The 19,619-nt window shown below is 69.2% G+C and carries 22 protein-coding genes and 1 pseudogene; 4 read left to right on the plus strand and 19 right to left on the minus strand.

All coding sequences use genetic code 11. From position 1 onward, the window contains the following. The first annotated feature begins 28 nt into the window (after nucleotides 1-28). Nucleotides 29-784 carry a DedA family protein gene (locus tag AB0E63_RS02540; RefSeq protein ID WP_360360154.1) on the plus strand — a complete coding sequence of 252 codons (756 nt, stop codon included), beginning with the start codon at nucleotides 29-31 and terminating at the stop codon, nucleotides 782-784. Here the strand turns inward: AB0E63_RS02540 and AB0E63_RS02545 are convergent. Continuing rightward, entirely contained in the window at nucleotides 669-1,970 is a 1,302-nt protein-coding gene (locus AB0E63_RS02545; RefSeq protein WP_360360157.1) for a hypothetical protein, read from the minus strand. The two genes, AB0E63_RS02540 and AB0E63_RS02545, sit on opposite strands and share 116 nt — an antisense overlap. 299 nt (nucleotides 1,971-2,269) lie before the next feature. On the opposite strand from AB0E63_RS02545, the gene AB0E63_RS02550 reads away from it, so the two are divergent. Further along, on the plus strand, nucleotides 2,270-2,830 hold the full coding sequence (locus AB0E63_RS02550; RefSeq protein ID WP_360360160.1) for a carboxymuconolactone decarboxylase family protein: 561 nt from the start codon (nucleotides 2,270-2,272) through the stop codon (nucleotides 2,828-2,830). On the opposite strand, the gene AB0E63_RS02555 is transcribed toward AB0E63_RS02550, so the two are convergent. From AB0E63_RS02555 to AB0E63_RS02585, 7 genes are all read right to left on the minus strand, one after another. Further along, complete coding sequence (locus AB0E63_RS02555; protein ID WP_360360163.1) at nucleotides 2,818-4,266, minus strand: multicopper oxidase family protein; 1,449 nt, start codon at nucleotides 4,264-4,266, stop codon at nucleotides 2,818-2,820. The two genes, AB0E63_RS02550 and AB0E63_RS02555, sit on opposite strands and share 13 nt — an antisense overlap. Then, nucleotides 4,267-4,698, minus strand: coding sequence for a hypothetical protein (locus AB0E63_RS02560; protein WP_360360166.1), 432 nt, complete (start codon nucleotides 4,696-4,698; stop codon nucleotides 4,267-4,269). It abuts the gene before it with no gap. 78 nt (nucleotides 4,699-4,776) lie between these two features. After that, complete coding sequence (locus tag AB0E63_RS02565) at nucleotides 4,777-5,541, minus strand: type III pantothenate kinase (RefSeq protein WP_360360169.1); 765 nt, start codon at nucleotides 5,539-5,541, stop codon at nucleotides 4,777-4,779. Between the two features lie 5 nt (nucleotides 5,542-5,546). Continuing rightward, nucleotides 5,547-6,401, minus strand: coding sequence for a carboxylating nicotinate-nucleotide diphosphorylase (gene nadC, locus AB0E63_RS02570; protein WP_360360172.1), 855 nt, complete (start codon nucleotides 6,399-6,401; stop codon nucleotides 5,547-5,549). Then, nucleotides 6,394-8,073, minus strand: coding sequence for an L-aspartate oxidase (locus AB0E63_RS02575; protein ID WP_360360175.1), 1,680 nt, complete (start codon nucleotides 8,071-8,073; stop codon nucleotides 6,394-6,396). The genes nadC and AB0E63_RS02575 overlap by 8 nt, the downstream gene beginning before the upstream one ends. A gap of 22 nt (nucleotides 8,074-8,095) precedes the next feature. Further along, nucleotides 8,096-8,923, minus strand: a complete 828-nt coding sequence (panC, locus tag AB0E63_RS02580) for a pantoate--beta-alanine ligase (RefSeq protein WP_360360178.1) — start codon at nucleotides 8,921-8,923, stop codon at nucleotides 8,096-8,098. Continuing rightward, entirely contained in the window at nucleotides 8,920-9,777 is an 858-nt protein-coding gene (locus tag AB0E63_RS02585; RefSeq protein WP_360360180.1) for a Rossmann-like and DUF2520 domain-containing protein, read from the minus strand. Before AB0E63_RS02585 ends, panC begins: the two co-directional genes overlap by 4 nt. Before the next feature lie 216 nt (nucleotides 9,778-9,993). Between AB0E63_RS02585 and AB0E63_RS02590 the strand changes: the two are divergent. Next, nucleotides 9,994-10,629 (plus strand): annotated as a pseudogene (locus tag AB0E63_RS02590) (SAM-dependent methyltransferase); the annotation flags it as partial. Nucleotides 10,630-10,736: 107 nt separating this feature from the next. On the opposite strand, the gene AB0E63_RS02595 reads toward AB0E63_RS02590, so the two are convergent. After that, complete coding sequence (locus tag AB0E63_RS02595) at nucleotides 10,737-12,149, minus strand: PH domain-containing protein (protein WP_360360183.1); 1,413 nt, start codon at nucleotides 12,147-12,149, stop codon at nucleotides 10,737-10,739. Further along, nucleotides 12,146-12,634 (minus strand): PH domain-containing protein, encoded by a 489-nt coding sequence (locus tag AB0E63_RS02600; RefSeq protein ID WP_360360186.1) that lies wholly within the window; start codon nucleotides 12,632-12,634, stop codon nucleotides 12,146-12,148. The genes AB0E63_RS02595 and AB0E63_RS02600 overlap by 4 nt, the downstream gene beginning before the upstream one ends. A gap of 26 nt (nucleotides 12,635-12,660) precedes the next feature. On the opposite strand from AB0E63_RS02600, the gene AB0E63_RS02605 reads away from it, so the two are divergent. Beyond that, nucleotides 12,661-13,866, plus strand: coding sequence for an NADH-quinone oxidoreductase subunit D (locus AB0E63_RS02605; RefSeq protein WP_360360189.1), 1,206 nt, complete (start codon nucleotides 12,661-12,663; stop codon nucleotides 13,864-13,866). On the opposite strand, the gene AB0E63_RS02610 is transcribed toward AB0E63_RS02605, so the two are convergent. The 9 genes from AB0E63_RS02610 to AB0E63_RS02650 form a co-directional block, all read right to left on the minus strand. Beyond that, entirely contained in the window at nucleotides 13,867-14,637 is a 771-nt protein-coding gene (locus AB0E63_RS02610; RefSeq protein ID WP_360360192.1) for an inositol monophosphatase family protein, read from the minus strand. Between the two features lie 25 nt (nucleotides 14,638-14,662). After that, entirely contained in the window at nucleotides 14,663-15,055 is a 393-nt protein-coding gene (locus AB0E63_RS02615; protein WP_360360195.1) for a hypothetical protein, read from the minus strand. A 37-nt stretch (nucleotides 15,056-15,092) separates the two neighbouring features. After that, nucleotides 15,093-15,449, minus strand: a complete 357-nt coding sequence (locus AB0E63_RS02620; RefSeq protein WP_360360198.1) for a hypothetical protein — start codon at nucleotides 15,447-15,449, stop codon at nucleotides 15,093-15,095. 95 nt (nucleotides 15,450-15,544) lie between these two features. Beyond that, nucleotides 15,545-16,069 (minus strand): DUF3180 domain-containing protein, encoded by a 525-nt coding sequence (locus AB0E63_RS02625; protein WP_360360200.1) that lies wholly within the window; start codon nucleotides 16,067-16,069, stop codon nucleotides 15,545-15,547. A 2-nt stretch (nucleotides 16,070-16,071) separates the two neighbouring features. Continuing rightward, the gene (gene folK, locus AB0E63_RS02630; RefSeq protein ID WP_360360203.1) at nucleotides 16,072-16,629 is read right to left on the minus strand and encodes a 2-amino-4-hydroxy-6-hydroxymethyldihydropteridine diphosphokinase; all 558 of its coding nucleotides are present in this window, start codon (nucleotides 16,627-16,629) and stop codon (nucleotides 16,072-16,074) included. Then, on the minus strand, nucleotides 16,626-17,015 hold the full coding sequence (gene folB / locus AB0E63_RS02635) for a dihydroneopterin aldolase (protein WP_360360205.1): 390 nt from the start codon (nucleotides 17,013-17,015) through the stop codon (nucleotides 16,626-16,628). The genes folK and folB overlap by 4 nt, the downstream gene beginning before the upstream one ends. Then, entirely contained in the window at nucleotides 17,012-17,494 is a 483-nt protein-coding gene (locus AB0E63_RS02640) for a nuclear transport factor 2 family protein (RefSeq protein WP_360360208.1), read from the minus strand. The genes folB and AB0E63_RS02640 overlap by 4 nt, the downstream gene beginning before the upstream one ends. Further along, on the minus strand, nucleotides 17,491-18,288 hold the full coding sequence (folP, locus tag AB0E63_RS02645) for a dihydropteroate synthase (protein WP_360360315.1): 798 nt from the start codon (nucleotides 18,286-18,288) through the stop codon (nucleotides 17,491-17,493). Before folP ends, AB0E63_RS02640 begins: the two co-directional genes overlap by 4 nt. A gap of 103 nt (nucleotides 18,289-18,391) precedes the next feature. Continuing rightward, nucleotides 18,392-19,540 carry a S1 family peptidase gene (locus tag AB0E63_RS02650; protein ID WP_360360211.1) on the minus strand — a complete coding sequence of 383 codons (1,149 nt, stop codon included), beginning with the start codon at nucleotides 19,538-19,540 and terminating at the stop codon, nucleotides 18,392-18,394. Nucleotides 19,541-19,619 lie beyond the last annotated feature (79 nt).

The following is a 19,619-nucleotide window of genomic DNA, read 5'->3' on the forward strand; positions in this document are numbered from 1 at the left end:
GGTTGACCCGCGATGTCACTATGGGTGCATGGGGGAACCGTGGCACGCGCTCGCGATCGTCATCCCGACCGGTGGGGTGGCGATCCTCGCGTATCTGGTGGTCGGACTCGTCATCGGTATCGAGAGCATGGGGGTGCCCTTACCGGGTGAGACCACGCTGATCGCGGCGGCGTTGCTCGCCTCGCAGGGACACCTGCACATCCAGTACGTGATCGCCGCGGCCGCGGTCGGGGCGATCGTCGGCGACTCGATCGGGTACTTCATCGGTCGCAAGGCCGGCCGCGGCCTGTTCGAACGCCTCGGCCGCCGGTTCCACCACTTCTCCGAGGATCGGATCGTCCGGGCCGAGAAGTACTTCCACAAGTACGGCGTCTGGACGGTGTTCTTCGGGCGCTTCGTGGCGCTGCTGCGGATCTTCGCCGGTCCGATGGCCGGCATGCTGCGGATGCACTACCCCCGGTTCCTGGCCGCGAACGCCGCCGGCGGTATCGCCTGGGCGACCACGATCGGCCTGGTGGCGTACAAGATCGGCGACAACGCGGACCAGATCTTCGGCCGGCTGTCGGTCTGGGCGCTGGTCGTCATCGCGGTGCTCGCGGTCGCGGCGTACGTCGTTCACAAGGTCCGGCGCCGCCGGCACACCGCCCCGGCAGCGCCGGAGCCCCCAGTCAGCGGACGTGTAGCGCCAGCGGCGGCGTGGTGGTCCCAGCCATCGGCCGGCCGAGCATCATCGCGTTGGGGATCACGAACCGGTAGACGAAGTCACCGGCCGGCCCGGCGATGAAGGCCAGTGAGGTCTGGCCCTTACGCATCGGCGTCGCCTTCTGGTTGACCCACTTGCGGGTGTGCCGGTTCCACGCCTGCAGCATCGCGGTCGTGTTCATCGCCGGCTGCACCGTCGCGAAGACGGTGACGCTCGAGCCCCGCTTCTTCGACGTCTCCCCGCCGATGAACCCGGCCGCCGCGACCCGGACCACCGTCTTGGTGTACGCCGGCTTGTCGGTCGAGGGACCCGTGATCACGCCGTCCTTGCTGTACGCCGGGACCGAGAGCATGTACGGACGACTCGCCCCGGTCGGTACGGCGATGTTGTAGTGGCCACCCGCGGTCGTCGTACCCCGGGCCGCCGGCGTCCAGCGGGCACCCGGAGTGATCTGGGTCAGCACCACCACCGGCACGCCGGCCGGGGTCGCCCGGTGCTGCACGCACGGCGTCTCCACCTCACAGGTGACCTGCTGCAGGACGACTCGCCCCCGGACCACGATCGGCACGCTGAACTGCGCCAGGGCGGGCACGGCCGAGTTGATCGAGCTGGTCACGCCGAACACCTCCCCGCCCATCCGGGTGCTCCACTCGTTCTGGGTCCGGAGCTGGAAGACGTACGGCGGCTTGATGCTCTTGATCACCTGCCGCGTCGACGTGGTCGCCGGGCCGATCACCCGCAACTGCTGCCCGGTCCGGCCGATCATCGGCACGTACCGCTGGGTGCGCGGGCCCTTCACGTCGAGCGGGTCGTTCGGGGTGAAGTCCTGCGGTGCGGCCGGCACCGCCCACTTGATCAGCACACCCCGGCGGCCCAGCGGGGACGCCGCGGCGGCGCTCGGCCGGACCGGGCCGTCGGTGTCGAACACGACGGAGCGGGCGAGCTTGCTGGTCACGCCACCCTGTGACGTACCGGCCGCGACCGCCACCTTGTAGTTCCCGTCCGGCGGGAAGACCGAGGTCGGGATCTCCCAGCTGTTCGGCTCGCCGGCCGGCAGGTACTTCACGTACGACGGACTCTCGCTGAGCACACCTTCGATGGTGATCCGGTTCGGGGCGTTCGAATCCTTCCAGGTGACCAGGACGGCGGCCCGGCCCTTGGGAGCCCAGGCAACCGTGACGTCGGTGGGCATCGGGTCCGACGCGCAAGCGGTCAGTGCGGTCGCCCCGACCAGCACCGCCAGCGCCACGGCGAACCAGCGCCGCACTCGGACCACCTCGTCTCAGCTGCCTCACAACCGACCGGGTGAACCATACCCAGTTCCAGGCGCCTCCCCTGAAGCCCCGTTGCCGAATCGGTACGGCGCTTCTACCGTGAAGGAGCCGCAAGGGCGTGTCTCCTGACTCCGCGCCGTCGCGAGCAGGTGCTCGGTGCGGTAGCTCGGCGCGCTGGAGCGAAGGTCTCGATGCGGAGCATCGTGGCCTTTGCGCCAGTGCGGCGAGGTGCCGTGCCGAGTGCCGCGCAGTAGGCGGGGAGTCAGGAGACACGCCCTAGGGGGAAACCAGGATGGCATTCATCGGCACACCGAAGGACCCGGAGTTCTTCGAGCAGAACCGGGCACCGGCGGGGCACGTGCCCAACTTCGTCACCACGTTCGCGGCGCGACCGGCCGTGTTCGACGCGTGGAAGCAGCTCAACGGCGCGATCAAGGAGTCCATGGACCTGCGCCGGTACGAACTGGCGACCCTGGCCGCCGCAACCGCGCTGAAATCGAGCTACTGCTCCCTCGCGCACGGCCAAGTGCTGGCGGACAAGTACTACACCGCCGAAGAGGTCGCCGCTCTGGTCACCGAGCCGCCCAACGACCCGGTCGACCGGGCGGTGATGGCCTTCGCCCGGAAGGTCGCGCTGTCGGCCGACGACATCACGCAGGCGGATGTGGACGCCCTGAAGGCGCTCGGCCTGTCCGACGCGGACGTCCTCGACGTCGTGCTGGCCGCGGCCGTGCGCTGCTTCTTCTCCAAGACACTCGAAGCGACCGGCACTCCACCCGACTCCGCCTTCGACAACCTGCCGGAAGGCCTCCGTACGGCGCTCACCGTCGGGCGCCCGATTCACTCGGGCTGATTGTCCGGGCCGCCGCCGAGGTGGAAGTTGGTGGTGACCCCGGTGTACATCAGGTGCGTGACCAAGCCCTGAGCCGCGTGCGGCAGGTTGTGGCAGTGATCCATCCAGATCCCTGGATTGTCCGCGACGAATGCGACCTCATAGGACTCGTCGTCCTCGACGTTGAGCGAATCGGTCCACCACGGACTGCCGGTCGCGGCCACGCCGTTGCGACTCAGGACGACGACATGGTGACCGTGCAGGTGCATCGGATGGACCTGACCGGACGTGTTCTTGATCGTCATCCGGACGATGTCTCCCTCGGTCACCACGAACATCGGCACGTCCGGGAACTGATGCCCGTTGATCGTCCACCACAGCCCAGGCTTCCCGTCGAAGAACCCGATCCGCCGGCCGATGTTGTACTGGAACGCACGCGTCGCCTTCGCCGGATCGAACGGAAGCGCCTTCGGTGAGCCATAGGTCAACAGGTCGACCTGATCCCGTGGCTGGGCACCAGCCGGCGCACCGCCGTCGCCGATCACCAGAGTGGTCGGCCCCCCACCCAGGCCGATCCGCACCGCCGAACCTGCCGGCATCGTCACCTCGAGGTCGATCCGGCCGCCCGCGGTGACGAGCACGCTCTTGTTGCTCACCTCAGGCGGAGCGTTCACGTCGGTCCCGTCCACCCCGACCACCTTGTACGGCGCTCCGTCGACCCAGGCCGCCATCGGTCCGTTGTCGGTGTTGATCAGCCGGACCCGGACCGTCGGACCAGGTGCGGCCACCCGGCGTTCGCCGTACCCGCCGTTGACGGTTCGCACCTTGTCGTAGGTGTGGACGGCGGCGATCACGTCGGTGGGCGTGGGTTTGACGATCAGTACGCCGTACAGACCGTTCTTCACCTGCTCGTGAGAGACCTGGTGGGAGTGGTACCAGTACGTGCCGGCGTCCTTCGCGACAAAGGTGTAGACGAACGACTTACCGACTCCGACCGCGTCCTGGGTGACTCCGGCGACGCCGTCTTCGGCCGCCGGTACGTCGACGCCGTGCCAGTGCAGCGTGATCCCGTCGGGCACGGACTCGTTGTGCAGGGTCACCTGGATCAGATCGCCTTGTTTCGCGACGATCTGAGGTCCGGGCGATGTGTGGTTCAGCGTGTAGCCATCCATCGACCCGCGGCCGGGGATGTCGAACTTCTCCTTACGGGCAACGAGATCCACAGACACGTCCGCGGGCCTGGCCGGACCTTTGAGCGTGCTGACGTCCACCCCATGATGCGCGTGCGCCGTCGCCGGCCCACCGCCGTAGTCGGCGTACCCCATCGCCATCGGCGACAGGTCGTTCGGCACCAGGCTGCGTTGCCAGAAGAAGGCGATCGGCGCCAGCACGACGATGGTCGCCAGGATCGCGATCAGCAGCCGGCGCTGCCCGGCCAGTTTGGTTGCCAGAGGCATCTAGACGGTGCTGGCGGTCTCAGTGGCCGCCACTGGTGCGGCTGAGGCTCGTCGCGCCGCCATGCTCGCGACGGCGATCAGCGCGAACGCGTTCAGCCCGTGCAGCAGCCCGACCACGGGCGCGCCGAACGACACGAACGCGAGCGCGATCTGCAGCGCGACCAGGCCGACCACGTACAGCGCCCACTTGATTCCGCCCGGCACCTTCGCGAAGAACGACACGACCAGCAGCAACAGCGCGAGCAGCGGGATGACCATCATCCCGAACTGGCCGTGCAGCATGTGTCCGGTGTTGCCGTCGTAGTTCTTGTCGACCACCAGGCCGTCGTCGATGTCCTTGATCGCCGTGAACCAGGCGAGCGCGATGAACATCGCCTGCAGAACAACGCCGATCGCAACAAGACCGGCCAGTACCCGATAAGTAGCTCTCATGGTCTCCCCCCACCGTAGCTGCCTTCATGGTGGTCCACGTCACCTCAAGGGCACAAGAGCATTTACCCGATCGGGCAGCTACTGGTGGTTACGGGCGAAGGCCTGCTGCAGACCGTGCAAAGTGAGCAACGGCTCGTGACGGATCGGTGCCGACAGTTCGCCGGCGAGCAACGGAGCCAGCGCTCCGGTGAGCACCACGGGCGTGTCAGGGCTCAGGGACTGCTCGGTCCGAATCCGCTCCACCAGCCCGTCGACGAGAGCGGCGAAGCCGTGGATCGCACCGGACTGCAGGGCTTCGACGGTGTTCTTGGCAACCACCGACCGCGGCCGGACCAGCTCGACCCGGCGCAGCTGGGCGGCCGCGTTGCCGAGCGCATCGGTCGCGGTTTCGATGCCGGGAGCAATCACTCCGCCGATGAAGGCGCCGGCCGGGTTCACCACGTCGATGGTGATCGCCGTACCGACGTCGACGACCAGGCACGGAGCGCCGTACCGGTGGACCGCCGCGAGCGCGTTGGCGATCCGGTCGGTGCCGACCTCGCGCGGGTTGTCCACGAGTACCGGCAGCCCGGTCTTCACCCCCGGCTCGACCACGACGCTCGGCACGTCCCGGTAGTACCGCGCGACCACGTCCCGTAGCTCGTGTAGCACATGCGGTACGGCGGAACACACGGCGATCCCATCCACCGGGGACTCGCCGGCCAGCAACCCGTGCAGTAGCACCGCCCACTCGTCCGCGGTCCGCCGAGGGTCCGTGCCGACCCACCAGTGCCGCTTGACCGTCCCCTCGAAGACCAGGCCGACGAGGGTCCGGGTGTTCTCGACGGCGACGGCGAGCAGCATCGGGCTCAGGCCTCCTGCAGGTCCAAGGCGATGTCGAGCACCGGCGCGGAGTGGGTGAGCGCCCCGACCGCGAAGTAGTCGACACCGGTCTCGGCGACCGCCCGGGCCTGGTCGAGCGTCAGGCCGCCGGAGGCCTCCAGGCGCGCCCGGCCGGCCACCTTCTCGACCGCCTCGCGCAGCGACGGGATGTCCATGTTGTCCAGCAGGATCAGGTCGGCACCGGCCTCCAGCGCGATCAGCGCGTCCTCGACCGTGTCCACCTCGACCTCGACCGCGATGTCCGGGTACGCCTTGCGGACCAGCCGGAACGCCTCGGCGACACCGCCGGCCGCGACCACGTGGTTGTCCTTGATCAGCGCCGCGTCGGACAGGCCCATCCGGTGGTTCTTCCCGCCACCGCACCGGACGGCGTACTTCTCCAGGGACCGGAGCAGCGGCATCGTCTTACGCGTGTCGCGAATGACCACGCCGGTGCCCTCGACCGCGTCCACCCACTTCCTGGTCAGCGTGGCGACGCCGGACAGGTGGCACAGCAGGTTGAGCGTCGTCCGCTCGGCGGTCAGCAGCTGGCGGGTCTTGCCGCGGATCGTCATCAGGACGTCGCCCTGGCGCACCGAGGCACCGTCGCGGACCGAGTACTCGAGCTCGACCTCCCCCGGGGCGGCGACCTGCCGGAGCACCAGCTCGGCGATCTCCAGGCCGGCCACGACGCCATCGGCCCGGGCGACCAGTTCGGCCACGGAGACCTGGTCCGGGTCGATCGTGGCGGTCGTGGTGACGTCGACGCCACCGGCCAGGTCCTCCTCGATCGTGGCCCGTACGAGGTCACCGACCCACTGCCGGTCGACAGTCTCATCCATGCTGGTGGTTCTCCTCGGATTCATGCGGGACGAACGTCGTCGTCGGTCTCGCCATGCCAGTGTCACGCTTGCCCTCGGACGGGAGGGTGAGGTCCAGATTGCCCGACCACTGCGCGTCATCGCGATCCGGGTAGTCCTCACGCCAGTGGGAGCCGCGGCTCTCCTCGCGCGCGGTCGCGGCGGCGATCAGCGCGGAGGCCACCGTGACCAGGTTGGTCGCCTCCCAGCCGGGCGTACCGGGCTCGCCGGCCGGCTGCTCGATCAGCTTGCCGAGTGTCGCACCGGCCTCCGACAGTCCGGTCGCACTCCGGATCACGCCGGCGCCGACCGTCATCACCCGCTGCAGCTCGGGTACGACGTCCGCGTCGACCAGACCGGGGACCCGGAGGTCGTCGGCCGGCTCGCGCTGCTCGGGCAGACCCTTCGCCAGGTGAGCGGCGATCCTGCGGGCGAAGACGAGCCCCTCGAGCAGGGAGTTCGAGGCGAGCCGGTTGGCGCCGTGCACGCCGGTGCAGGCGACCTCACCGCACGCGTACAGCCCGGGCACGGACGTCTGCCCGTGCAGGTCGGTCCACACCCCGCCGGAGGAGTAGTGGCAGGCCGGTGCGACCGGGATCAGTTCGCGGACCGGGTCGATACCGTGCGAACGGCAGGACGCCAGGATGGTCGGGAACCGCACCCGCCACTTCTCGTCGCCGAAGTGCCGCGCGTCTAGATAGACGTGATCCTTGCCGGTAGCAAGCATCTGCCGCATGATCGCCTTCGCCACGATGTCCCGCGGGGCGAGATCGGCCAGCTCGTGCTGGCCCAGCATGAACCGGTTGACCTCGTGGTCGACCAGGAACGCGCCCTCGCCCCGGACGGCCTCGGAGACCAACGGTTGCTGGCCTTTCGCGCTCTTGCCCAGCCACAGCACGGTCGGGTGGAACTGCACGAACTCCAGGTCCCGGACCTTCGCGCCGGCGCGCAACGCCAGCGCCATGCCGTCTCCGGTCGAGACGCTCGGGTTCGTGGTGGCGGCGTACAGCTGGCCGATGCCGCCCGACGCGAGGATGACGGCCCGGGCCCGGATCGCTCCGACGCCGTCCAACTGGCCTTCACCCATGACGTGCAGGGTGACGCCGGCGATCGCCCCGTCCTCGGCGGTCAGCAGGTCGAGGACGAGGGCGTGCTCGATCAGCCGGATGTCCTTGGCCCGTTTGACCGCGGCGACGAGTGCGCGCTCGATTTCGGCACCGGTAGCGTCACCGCCCGCGTGGGCGATCCGATTGCGGTGGTGCCCACCTTCACGTCCCAGCGAGATCTCGCCGTCGGCCAGGGTGTCGAAGCGGGCGCCCAGTTCGATCAGGTCGTGAACGGCTTCCGGTCCCTCAGTGACGAGGACGCGCACAGCCTCCGGATCACTGAGACCGGCGCCCGCGACGAGGGTGTCCTCCAGATGCTCTTCGGGTGAGTCCTCCGGATCGAGCGCCGCGGCGATCCCGCCCTGGGCCCACTGCGTCGAGCCGGAGGCGACGACATCCTTGGTCACCACCAGCACGGAGCCCAGCTCACGGGCCTTCAAGGCGGCGGTCAGCCCGGCGATGCCGGAACCGATCACCACGACGTCCACGGTGTCGGTCCAGCCGGCCTCGGGCGCGGAGAGCCGTTGCGGGACTGCGGGTGCACTCATCCCGCGACGGTATCAATCGATTTCATCGAAGGGTGATGGAAATGTTGTCAATGAGACGGGTCATCCCCACGCGGGCCGCGATCAGCATGCGGGCCTCCCCCGGACCGATCACCGGGCCCAGATCCGGTGCGCGCAGGGCGAGGTAGTCGATCTTCACCGTCGGGACCGCCTCCAGCTCGGCGTGCGCGGCGGCCATCACGGCGTCGGGGCCGTTCATCCCGGCCTTCGCTCCGGCGGTGAGCGCTCGGTAGAGCACCAGCGCCTCGTCACGCTCGGTCTCGTCCAGGTAGCGGTTGCGTGAGGACATCGCCAGTCCGTCGGGCTCGCGCACAGTGGGCACCGGGACGATGTCGACGTCCCAGTCGAGGTCGCACACCATCTCGCGGATCAGCGTGAGCTGCTGGTAGTCCTTCTCGCCGAACAACGCCAGGTCGGGCGCGGTCAGGTGCAGCATCTTCGCCACCACGGTCAGCACACCGGCGAAGTGACCCGGCCGGACCATGCCCTCGAGCTCGTCGGCCAGCGGGCCGGGATGCACGGTGATGGACGGCTCGTTCGGGTAGAGCTCGTCGCGGGACGGGTTGAAGACCAGGTCGACGCCCTCGTTCTTGGCGATCGCCAGGTCACTGGCCAGCGTGCGGGGATAGCGGTCGAAGTCCTCGGTCGGCCCGAATTGCAGCGGGTTCACGAAGATCGTCAGTACCACACTGCCGTCCGGCCCGACCCGCTCGCGAGCCTCGGCCAGCAGGGCCGCATGGCCCTCGTGCAGGGCGCCCATCGTCATCACGACCGCCCGCGGCCGGATCGCCGCCGCCGCTCGCAGCTCGGCCTTCGTCTGGGTGAGTCTCATCGCGGTGCCTCCCCTGTCCGATCCCGCTCGGTCGAGTGCCCGCTCAGCACCTCGCCGAAGCGGGCCGCTGTCTCCGGGTCCAGTCGTCCGTCCGCCGCCGCCAACTCCACCGTCGCCCGGGCCAGTTCGGCGTACGTACGCGCCGTCGAGTCCCGCAGTGCCGCCAGATGTGCTGCCACCGTGTCGATATCGCCCCGCGCGATCGGCCCGGTGAGCGCATGATGACCGGATCGCAGCGTGTTGTCGAGCGTTGCGGCCACGAGTGGCCGAAGCGTTGCCGCAGGATCGTCGACGCCTGCCTCCCGTAGTACGTCGATCGCCTGCGTAAGCAACGTTGTCAGGTGGTTCGCGCCGTGCACGAGGCCCGCGTGGTACCGCGCCCGCTGCTCGTCGTCGACCCACTGCAGCTGTGCCCCGAGCGACTTCACCAGCCGCTCCACCATCGCCTGTGCCTCGTCCGGCGCGGTGGCCGTGAACATGACACCGTCCAGCCGGACCGGGCCGCCAGGAAACGTCATCGACGGGTGCAGCGCCACCGGTGTCGCATCCAGCCCGGCCAGCGGTCCGAGCCCGTGTGCTCCGGACAGATGGACGACGTACTGCGCACAGGTCAACGGCAGCGCGTGGGCCACGTCATGGATCAGGTCATCCGGTACTGCGACCAGGACGACGTCGGCGCGGGAGGTGACCTCGTCGGCGGTCAGCACGGGTACGCGCGGAAGAAGCCGGGCGGCGCGTTCACGAGACGCGCTCGACCGTGCGGTGACGCCGACCAACCGATGCCCGGCTGCCGCCAAGGCTGCTCCCAGGGCGGTCCCGGCCCGGCCGGCTCCGATCAAGCCGATCCGTTCCATCACTCACTCTCTTCGTTCCAGTCCCACTCGGGGTACCAGACGATCTACTCGCCAGCCTAGGTGATGAGAGCATGCGGTGGTGAGCGATGCCTGGGCCACGCGCAGCGGATTGACCGCGATCCTGATCACAGTCCCCAACCTCACTGAGGTGGGGTTGTGGCGGGAGGGGCTGGATGACGGGGTGTGGCGGCAGTTCGGCGCGGTTTCGTTGGGCGCATGAGCACGTTTCGGGAGGCTTGGGACGCGGCTCTGTATGGGGCTGACGGCTTTTATCGGCGGGAGCGGCCGGGCGCGCACTTTCGGACGTCCGTGCATGCTTCGCCGCTGTTCGGGCAGGCCATCGGTCGGCTGGCTCGCGCGGTCGGGGCCGAGCAGGTCGTGGATATCGGCGCCGGGTCCGGTGAGTTGGGCAAGGTGTTGCGGGCCGAGGGCCTGGCTGTCGTGGAGATCGAGCTCGACGACCACCTTCCCGCCACGCTCACTGGTCTAGTCGTCGCCAACGAGTGGCTCGACAACGTCCCGTGCGAGCTCGTCGAGTGGGACGAGGAGGGCACACCCCGGTATCTGTCCGCCGACCTCACTCCGGCAGCTGTTGTCAGCGGCAACGACCTGGAGTGGCTGGAGAGGTGGTGGCCCGGCGAGCCCGGGGATCGGGCCGAGATCGGCCTGACCCGCGACGAGGCCTGGGCGTCTGTGATCAATCGCTTGGCCGACGGTGCGGTCGCAGTGGCGATCGACTACGGCCACGTACGCGCCGACCGCCCGCCGTACGGGACTCTCACCGGCTTCCGCGCCGGCCGGGAGTGTGAACCCGTCCTGGACGGCTCCTGCGACGTGACAGCCCACGTGGCACTGGACTCGCTGGGCGGGTCGATCGTGCGCCAGCGGGACGCCCTGCGTGCTCTGGGGGTCAGTGCGGCCCGTCCGAGCCTGGACCTGGCTCAGACGGAACCGCTGCGCTACCTGGCCGAGCTGTCGTCGGCCGGCGAGGCTGCTGAGCTACTGGAGCCGTCCGGGCTCGGAGGGTTCGGCTGGGTGTGGACAGCGGCCGGTGCGGACGCCGTACGGCGGGCTTCGCGGGCTCTGTCGGCCTGAGCCTGCACCAGCGCCGCTGCCTCGAACTGGTCGCGGTGGAGCGCGATGGCGTCGGTCGGGCCGAGCGGGGTGTCCACGTGGACGTTGGCCAGGCCCAGGCGACGTTGGAGGGGGCCTTGTTCGAGCCGCACCGACTGGGTCTTGTGGTTCAGGACGATCGAGGTACGGCGGCCCACCCAGCCGCGGACTGTGACGAATACCTGGTCGTCAGCGCCGTACGCGAGGTAGCGCCAGCCGACCGGGCGCAGCCATTTGGCGCGCTCCGGTGCGACATGCATCTGGATGCGCGCGAGGTCGAGCCCCGGCAGGATGCGGGCGAGCACGCCAGCCACCTCGCCACGGTCGCCGACCGGCAGGAGCTGAGCGCCTTCGCGCTCGTCGTCGCCGTCCTCCTTGTTGCCCGCCACACCGGCGATGTCCAGCTCGACCCGGGCCCAGCCCAGGAGCCGCCAGATCAGTGGCTCGGTGATCAGTAGACCCTGCACACGGCCCGGCGGAACGGTCTGGCGTTGCACATCGAGCAGACCGCGCTTGGTCCGTAGACCATGGTCGGTCTCCGACAAGGTGAAGCCGTGGTTGCCGACGACCTGCTTCCAGATCGGCTGCACCACACCGAACGCCAGCGGAAGAGCGGCGAACAGACCGATGTGGAAGTCCAGCACCATCGTGGCGACGATCAACCAGATCAGAGCGCCCGCACTACCGAGGACTGTGGACGACAGCAGGGTCGCACCGAGCAGGCGACTCGTCGGGACCACCAGGAGCGGCTCGGACTCGAACTGCTGTTCCTGTTGCTCCGCGACGCGCCCACCCTTGGCCCGGACGAGCAGAATCGTGCGGAGCTTGCCCGCCTCGTCGTACCGGAAGTAGCTCAGCTTGCCGTCGCTCTTGCCACCGCCGGCGACGTCCATCCGCAGCTCGGCCATGCCGAACAGACGAGCGACGATCGGCTGGGCCACGTCGATCGCCTGGATCCGGTCGAACCGGATGATCCGCGTCCGCCGGAACAGGAACCCGCTGTCCACCCGGATCGCGTCATCGGTCAGCTGCCACTTGGTGAACCACCACGACAGTGCGCCGAGCAGGATGCCACCGACGAGTACGACGGCCAGACCGATGCCGGCCAGCTCCAGATTGCTCCGCAGGCCCTCGTTGTTGACCAGTGCGAAGGCCGCGACGACGAAGTAGCCCCAGCCCTTCACAAACGGGGTGAGTGGGTGCAATCGCGCCCCGGTCTGCTCCACGACCGCGGTCTGCCCCGGCGCCGGCTCGGTCACAGGCCCCACGCCTGAGCCTGGCCGAGAGCGGAGAGGCGGTCGCGCAGCCGGCCGGCCTCGTCCGGGTGCAGGCCGGGGATCTTGGCGTCCGTCGCCGGCGTCGCCGTGTGCAGCTCCACGGTCGCGATCCCGTACGCGCGCTCCAGCGGCCCCGCGGTCACGTCGACGAACTGCATCCGCCCGTACGGCACTACCACGAGCTCGCGGAACATGATCCCGTGGCTGACCAGCAGTTCGTCGTCGCGTTCGGCGTACTTCCAGGACCGCTGGTTGCGGCCGATCAGCACCCACGACCAGACGAACCCGGCTCCGAGCACGACCAGCGCGAGTACGCCGTACGTCCAGCCCACGGTCAGCCCGAGTACGACCAGCGCGCCGATCCCGGCCACGCCGAACATGAGCGCCGCGTTCAGCCGCCGGACCGTGGCCAGCTTCGGCGAGACCGGCGTCCAGCTGACATCCGAGGGTGCGAAGAGGTCATCCACAACCCAAGCCTGTCACGATAGGGGTTATGAGTACCGAAAGAGTGGTCGGGATCGGCGCGGGAGCGGCTGGATTCGACCCCGCGTACGAGCGCGGCGGGACCGGGACCGGCTCCGAGCTGGCGACCACCGACATGGTGCTCAACATCGGCCCGCAGCACCCGGCCACGCACGGCGTCCTCCGGCTCCGGCTGACTCTGGACGGCGAGCGGATCGTCGGGTGCGAGCCGATCATCGGCTACATGCACCGCGGCGCGGAGAAGCTGTTCGAGGTCCGCGACTACCGGCAGATCATCGTGCTGGCGAACCGGCACGACTGGCTGTCCGCGTTCTCCAACGAGCTCGGCGTCGTCTTCGCGGTCGAGCGGATGATGGGCCTGGAGGTGCCGATCCGCGCGGTCTGGCTGCGCACGCTGCTGGCCGAGCTGAACCGGGTCCTGAACCACCTGATGTTCCTCGGCTCGTACCCGCTCGAGCTCGGCGCCATCACCCCGGTCTTCTACGCCTTCCGCGAGCGGGAGACGATCCAGGCGGTGATGGAGGAGCTCTCCGGCGGCCGGATGCACTACATGTTCAACCGGGTCGGCGGGCTCAAGGAGGACCTGCCGTACGGGTGGCTCGGCCGCGCGTCCGCCGCCTCGGCCGCGGTCCGCAAGCGGCTGCCCGACATCGAGGACCTCATCCTCGGCAACGAGATCTTCCGGGCCCGTACGGTCGGCGTCGGCAGACTCGCCCCCGAGCTCGTCACGCAGTACGGCGTCTCCGGCCCGATCGCCCGTGCCTCCGGCGTGGACGCGGACCTCCGCCGCGACGAGCCCTACCTCGGGTACGACGAGTTGCTGCGGGACGGCGTACTCCGGGTCGTCACCCGGACCGACGGCGACTGCTTCGCGCGGTTCGCCGTACTGCTGGAGCAGGTGAAGGTCTCGCTCGACCTGGTCGACGCGTGCCTGGACAAGCTGTCCGCGCTACCGGCCGGGCCGATCAACGTCCGGCTGCCGAAGATCCTCAAGGTCCCTGAGGGCCAGACCTACGCCTGGACCGAGGGCCCGCTCGGCATCAACGGCTACTACCTGGTCTCCCGCGGCGACAAGACGCCCTGGCGCCTCAAGCTCCGCTCAGCCAGCTTCAACAACATCTCCGCGCTGCCCGCCCTGCTCCCCGGCACCATGATCCCCGACATGATCGCCATCCTCGGCAGCATGTTCTTCGTCGTCGGAGACATCGACAAGTAGTCAGCCGATCAGCTCTAGCAGCGGCTCGCGGAGGGCGGACGAGACCGCGAAGGTGGCGCGGGACTCGGGGCTGTGCTCGGAGCCGTCGAGGTCCAGGACGGTGACCCCGGCCTCGCGGCAGATGGAGACGCCGGCCATGGTGTCCCAGGGTTTGTTGGAGAACATGATCATCGCGTCGAAGTAGCCGGCGGCGGTCCAGGTCAGGGCGGTGGCGGCGGTGCCGATCATCCGGAGGCGCTGGACGCGCGGGGTGAGGCGCTGGGTGAGCGCGAGGCGCTCGGCGTTGATCCGGTCCGCGTCCGGGCCGACCGCATAGTCGCCGACGGCAACCAGTGCGTCGTTCAGGTCGGTGCACTCGCTGCCCCGGATGGGCTTGCCGTCGCAGGTCGCGCCGAGTCCTTCGGCGGCGGCGTACCTGGTCCCGAGCGCGGGGTGGTCGATCACGCCGGCCACCGCGCGACCGTCGTGGATCAGGCCCAGCGAGATGCACCACAGCGGCACGCCGTGAACGAAGTTGACCGTCCCGTCGATCGGGTCCAGGACCCACCGCGTCCCGTCCGTCGCGCCGCCCTCCTCCTCGCCGAGGACGCCGATCTGCGGCGTCTCCCGCTCGAGGAAGGCCCGCACCTCCCGCTCGACCGCGAAGTCCACCTCGGACGCCATGTCGCGATCGCCCTTGAACGTCAGGGCACCCGGTCCCCGCGAGTCGGTGATCACCCGCCCGCGATCGACGGCGGCTTCGGCAACCTTCAGCAGCTTCGCGAGATCCACACCCCAGAACCTACGCGAACGGGCCTCAGGCCGTGCCCAGCGCCCTGCGCTTGCGGCGCCAGGCAGCCGCCGCGGCCAGCCCGCCGACCGCCAGTACGCCGGCTGCCGCCTGGCCGATCTTGATCGGGCACCCGCTGGCGCATTCCGGGATCGGGTACGGCTGACCGGGGTTCAGTTCATGCGTTTCATCGGCCGCCACGTAGGCCTCTTCGGCCGGGAACGGCCAGCCCTCGGCACTCAGCAGGCGGTACCAGTAGGCGTCGTCCCACGCCTTCCGCTTGCAGGTCACGTTCACCGACGGCGATTCGAACGGCGTCGGCCCGAGCTGCCCGATCGGCAGGTGATCCTCGTTGTAGACCGTGACGTGACCATTCGGGTCGTTCATCGTCACGGCCGGATAGTTCGCGTCCAGCCCCATGGTCAATCCCTCCCCACACCGCAGTATGGGGCCGGAGTCAGGAGGCGGCCAGACCTCGCAGCTTGAGGTCCACGACGGTGGGGGCGTCGGCCTGGGAGTGTTTGTCGCCGGCGGCAACCACCGTGGCGACCTCCTCGTCGATCTTGTCCAGGCGCCGGTCGATCTTGTCCAGCCGGCGCTGCATCAGGTCGACGAACTCCGCGTTCTCGACCACGCGGGCGCTGGTGATGCGCGAGTACTCCTGGGCGACCTGGGCGCGCTCGTCGGAATGGGCCAGCCGCTCGACCAGCAACTGGTGGCGGAACAGCACCGTGGCCGCGATCGCGACCAGTACGCCGGCCACCGCGGCGGCCCGCAGAATCCAGGCATTCTGAGTGAAGAGCGCGATACTCACGCCCAGGCAGACAACGATCAGCAGACCGTTGGCAACGGTGAGAACTGTGGTCCTGGTTCGACGGCGGCTACCCCTTGACCCCATGGACCGACATGTTAGGGGGTCTCGTCGGGGTCCTCGGGAACACGACACGCGCGTTCGAGCAACAATCCGGCCGTGACGACCAGCACGGAGACCACCGCCGCGGCACCGGCCATGATCACACGGTGACGAGGCGCCGAGGCGCCCATCGCCTGCAGGAAGGATAACGCGAACCCTGCGTAAACACCGGCGCACAACGCGCCGACGAACGCACTCGCCTTCCCGATCAGCAACAGGAACACCGCGCGGGACGGCTCCATTCGTTCCCGGCGGACCTGGATCCGCTGGTGGGTGTTGCGGGCCGCGGCGAACAGCAGCGCGGCCAGAAACGCCCAGGCGATCAGGGTCAGCCAGGACACCGTCGGCGCGACGCCGCCACCGGACTCGATCGCCTTGACCGCGGTCAGGCCGATCGCCGCCCCGAGGACGGCGATCGCGATCAGCAGCCGGCGCGAGGTCGGCCGGACCGAGCCCGGACGCGGCGGCTCCTTGCCGGGCTCGTCTTCCGGCGCCCGGCCTGGCTCGGAACCGCCGGACACCACTACTGCAGCTCGAGGTCGAGCTTGGTCACGCCTTCGGAACCGACCTTGGCGAGCAGCTCCGTGACCGGGCCGTGGCCCGGCAGCACCGCGTCCGGCTCGATGTCGAGCCAGGGCGCGAGGACGAACGCACGCTCGTGCGCCCGCGGGTGCGGAACGGTCAGCTCCTCGGACTCGATCGTCTTCTGGCCGTAGGTGATCAGATCGACGTCGAGGGTCCGCGGCGCGCCCGGCACGCTGCGCTCCCGGCCGAAGGCCTGCTCGATCGCGTGCGCGCGGTCCAGCAGCAGGTCGACCGCGAGCGTGGTGTCGGCGAGCAGCACGACGTTCAGGTACGGGCCGGACTCCTCGGGACCGCCGATCGGCTGGGTCTCGTACAGCGGCGAGACCTCGACCACCACGACGTCAGGGGTGTCCCGCAGTGCGTCGACCGCGCCCTGCAGGTTCGCCTCACGGTCGCCCAGGTTGCTGCCGAGCGACAAGATGACCTGGCGGATCGGCTTCAGGCCGCCGCTCAGGGTGTCCGCGTCGATGACGTGGGGACTAGGGGTCTCAGTCACGAGGATTCTCCGGCTCTGCGCTGCACGGTCAGGACAACGTCGTCGAACGGCACCGTGATCGGCGCCGAGGGTTTGTGGATGGTCACCGCGGTCGCTGTCACCCGCCGGTCGGCGAGGCACAGGTCGGCGATGCGCTGGGCGAGGGTCTCGATCAGGTCCACCGGGTCGTTCTCGATCGCGTGGTGCACCTGCTCGGCCACCACCCCGTAGTTCACGGTGTCGGCCAGGTCGTCGGAGGCCGCGGCGGGTCTGGTGTCCAGCTCCAGCCGGACATCCACGACGAACTCCTGCCCGTCGGCCCGCTCGTGCTCGAACACCCCGTGGCGTCCGAAACCGCGGATGCCCCGGATCTCGATCACATCAGGAGCTAGCACGGGACCGCTCATTCCGCCTCCTCCTGTCGGCCCCCAGACGACAGTACCGGGGAGGCATGGTGGATCCACAACCGCCAGCCGGTAGAAGTTCGACGGAAAACGTTCGTGGCCAGCGCCTTGCCCCCCGCGAAGCCCTCCTCCGGCGCACCCTCACCGGACGACAGGACATTCTCCGTACACGTGACGTAGGCCACGTCTTCATCTACGCGGACCTGCACATCGGTCAGAAAGAACTGGATGTACGGCGTGTTCGCGAAGATCATCGCCCAGGCCCGCATCATCTCGGCGTACCCGGAGATCGCCGCGTTGCCGGGATGGATGCAGACGGGGTCCGGGTCCGGCAGCCAGACCGCCGCCATCAGATCGAGGTCACCGGCCTCGAACGCGTTGTAGAACGCGGTGTTCGCGGTCAGCACGACGTCCTCCACCGTGGCGTTGTGACTCCTGGGCGCGCCCTCACCTGTCGCGCCCTGCCTCGGACCGTCCGTCATACCGTTCCCCATCTCTTCACCACCCGGACCGCGTCCGCGCTGGGTGCCACCGCGTGGGCCCGGACACACCAGGCTCCCGCGGCGGCGGCCAGGGCGGAGACAGCCGCGCTCGCATCATCTCGTCGTACGGCCGGTCTGGGTTCACCGGTCTGCTCGTCGGCGAGCAGCCTACCGAGGAACGCCTTCCGGGACGCACCGATCAGCAACGGCCGATCCAGTACGGCGAATTCCCGCAATCGTCGCAAGACCTCCCAGTTGTGGTCCGCGTTCTTCGCGAAACCGAGCCCGGGGTCGAGGGCTACCCGGTTCAGATCGACTCCGGCGTCGCGCATCGCGTCGATCCGCAGCGCCAGTTCGGCGATCACCTCGGCGACCACGTCGACGTACTCGGCCTTGTTCTGCATGTCGATCGAGTGTCCACGCCAGTGCATGCAGACATACGGCGTACGCCGCTCTGCCACCAGCGCGAGCATGTCCGGGTCGGCCTGGCCGCCGGACACGTCGTTGATCATCACCGCGCCGGCGTCCAGCGCGAGCTCGGCGACGCCGGCCCGCATGGTGTCGACCGAGATCAGGGCGCCCTCGGCGGCCAGGGTCTCGATCACCGGAAGCACCCGGCGGATCTCCTCCTCGGGGGCGGGCCGGTCGGCACCCGGCCGGGTCGACTCCCCGCCGACGTCCAGCAGGTCGGCACCCTCGGCGAGCAACTCCCGGCCGTGCTTGATCGCCGCGGCCGGCTCGAACCACTCACCACCGTCGGAGAACGAGTCCGGTGTCACGTTGACGACACCCATCACGAGACACCGATCCAGCACCGGCAGCCCGTCGACGCGACCCCACGACCCATCACTCACCCGACCACCGTAGTGGCCACCACCCCCAACCCGCTGGGTGGGATCAATTACTGAGGATCAAGCGTGACTTCGTCGCTTGGAGTGCCTCGGCGACGGGCTGGGCGTAGGACTCGTTGGTCTGGCCTACCTTCTCCAGACACTGGCCGTTGATGAGCGCGGCGCCACTGGTGATGCCTTGCGCGTAGTTGCCGGTCATGTTGGCGCCACCGGAGTCGCCGGCCTCCACGCACGCGGTGTGCTGGAAGAGCCCGCGGACCACCCTGTTGTTGCCGTAGTTGACGGTGACGTTCCGGGCGACGATCTTCCCGCAGGTCCAGCCGGTGCTCTTGCCCGACTTGCACAGCGTGGATCCGACGGTCGCGTTCGCGAGCCCGCGGACCGCGATGTTGCCGGCTCCCCAGCCCTCGACGTACCCCTGCTGCTCCCAGCCGTCGATCACGCCGACCGTGCCGAAGTCGTTGCCCGGGAAGCTCGAGGTCCGGGTGTTGCCGAGGATGTAGCCGTTGCGGGAGAACGACGGCTTGCCGGCCGTGCAGTGCCCGGCGGTGAGGAAGATCTTGGTGCCCTTGGTGGTCCGGGCGTTGAAGCCCAGCGAGCAGACGTACCCGGTGTTCTTGTCGACCTGGACCCCGCCGCGCAGGCTGAAGTCGTCGGCGGTCGTCGTCACCGTGCCGGAGACCCTGCGGACCGTCACGCGGTCGCCGTTCGCCTTGGCGCGGGACAGGAACCGCTCGGTGATCCGGTCACGCGCGCCCTTCGGCACCGTGACGACCACAGTGCCCGAGAGCGGATCGACATACCAGGACCGGACCTTGCCCGCGCTGGAGCCGGCGGCGAGCCGGTTCAGCTTGTCCTGGACGGCGTTGAGCTGGTCGGCAGTGAACTGGACCAGCCGCGGGATCGCGCCGACCTGGCGGACCAGCGCGGCGGTGGTCAGGTCGGACACCGCCACGACCAGCTCGCCGGCGTCGTCGTAGTAGCTGCCGACCACGCCCGAGTCGGACCCGAGCTGCGCCTCGACCGCCTCCGCGACCAGCGGCGACTTCTCGGGCACCTTCCCGGCCGGCTCCGACTTCTGCCCGGCCGGCTTGGTCCGCGTCTCGGCGGTGGCCCAGTTCGCCGCGACCAGCCCGGCGGCCGTCAGTACGACGACCCCGGCAAGTGCGGCGCTGACCCGGAAACGCCCCGACATCCTGTCCTCCTCACACCGGCACCTGATCCCCGTTGGCCAAGCACCACTACGGAAAGTAAACGCTCAGCGACAGAATGTC

This window comes from Kribbella sp. NPDC026596, assembly GCF_040638415.1.
In the GTDB taxonomy this organism is placed as follows: domain Bacteria; phylum Actinomycetota; class Actinomycetes; order Propionibacteriales; family Kribbellaceae; genus Kribbella.

What these genes read in the sequence shown, in the direction of transcription:
- folB (WP_360360205.1), bottom strand. Translation starts at nt 17,015, where the DNA reads ATGAGCGGTCCCGTGCTAGCTCCTGATGTGATCGAGATCCGGGGCATC.
- nadC (WP_360360172.1), bottom strand. Translation starts at nt 6,401, where the DNA reads ATGGATGAGACTGTCGACCGGCAGTGGGTCGGTGACCTCGTACGGGCC.
- AB0E63_RS02585 (WP_360360180.1), bottom strand. Translation starts at nt 9,777, where the DNA reads ATGGAACGGATCGGCTTGATCGGAGCCGGCCGGGCCGGGACCGCCCTG.
- AB0E63_RS02650 (WP_360360211.1), bottom strand. Translation starts at nt 19,540, where the DNA reads ATGTCGGGGCGTTTCCGGGTCAGCGCCGCACTTGCCGGGGTCGTCGTA.
- folP (WP_360360315.1), bottom strand. Translation starts at nt 18,288, where the DNA reads ATGGGTGTCGTCAACGTGACACCGGACTCGTTCTCCGACGGTGGTGAG.
- AB0E63_RS02615 (WP_360360195.1), bottom strand. Translation starts at nt 15,055, where the DNA reads ATGGGGCTGGACGCGAACTATCCGGCCGTGACGATGAACGACCCGAAT.
- AB0E63_RS02560 (WP_360360166.1), bottom strand. Translation starts at nt 4,698, where the DNA reads ATGAGAGCTACTTATCGGGTACTGGCCGGTCTTGTTGCGATCGGCGTT.
- panC (WP_360360178.1), bottom strand. Translation starts at nt 8,923, where the DNA reads ATGAGACTCACCCAGACGAAGGCCGAGCTGCGAGCGGCGGCGGCGATC.
- AB0E63_RS02575 (WP_360360175.1), bottom strand. Translation starts at nt 8,073, where the DNA reads ATGAGTGCACCCGCAGTCCCGCAACGGCTCTCCGCGCCCGAGGCCGGC.
- AB0E63_RS02555 (WP_360360163.1), bottom strand. Translation starts at nt 4,266, where the DNA reads ATGCCTCTGGCAACCAAACTGGCCGGGCAGCGCCGGCTGCTGATCGCG.
- AB0E63_RS02565 (WP_360360169.1), bottom strand. Translation starts at nt 5,541, where the DNA reads ATGCTGCTCGCCGTCGCCGTCGAGAACACCCGGACCCTCGTCGGCCTG.
- AB0E63_RS02550 (WP_360360160.1), top strand. Translation starts at nt 2,270, where the DNA reads ATGGCATTCATCGGCACACCGAAGGACCCGGAGTTCTTCGAGCAGAAC.
- AB0E63_RS02540 (WP_360360154.1), top strand. Translation starts at nt 29, where the DNA reads ATGGGGGAACCGTGGCACGCGCTCGCGATCGTCATCCCGACCGGTGGG.
- AB0E63_RS02605 (WP_360360189.1), top strand. Translation starts at nt 12,661, where the DNA reads ATGAGTACCGAAAGAGTGGTCGGGATCGGCGCGGGAGCGGCTGGATTC.
- AB0E63_RS02640 (WP_360360208.1), bottom strand. Translation starts at nt 17,494, where the DNA reads ATGACGGACGGTCCGAGGCAGGGCGCGACAGGTGAGGGCGCGCCCAGG.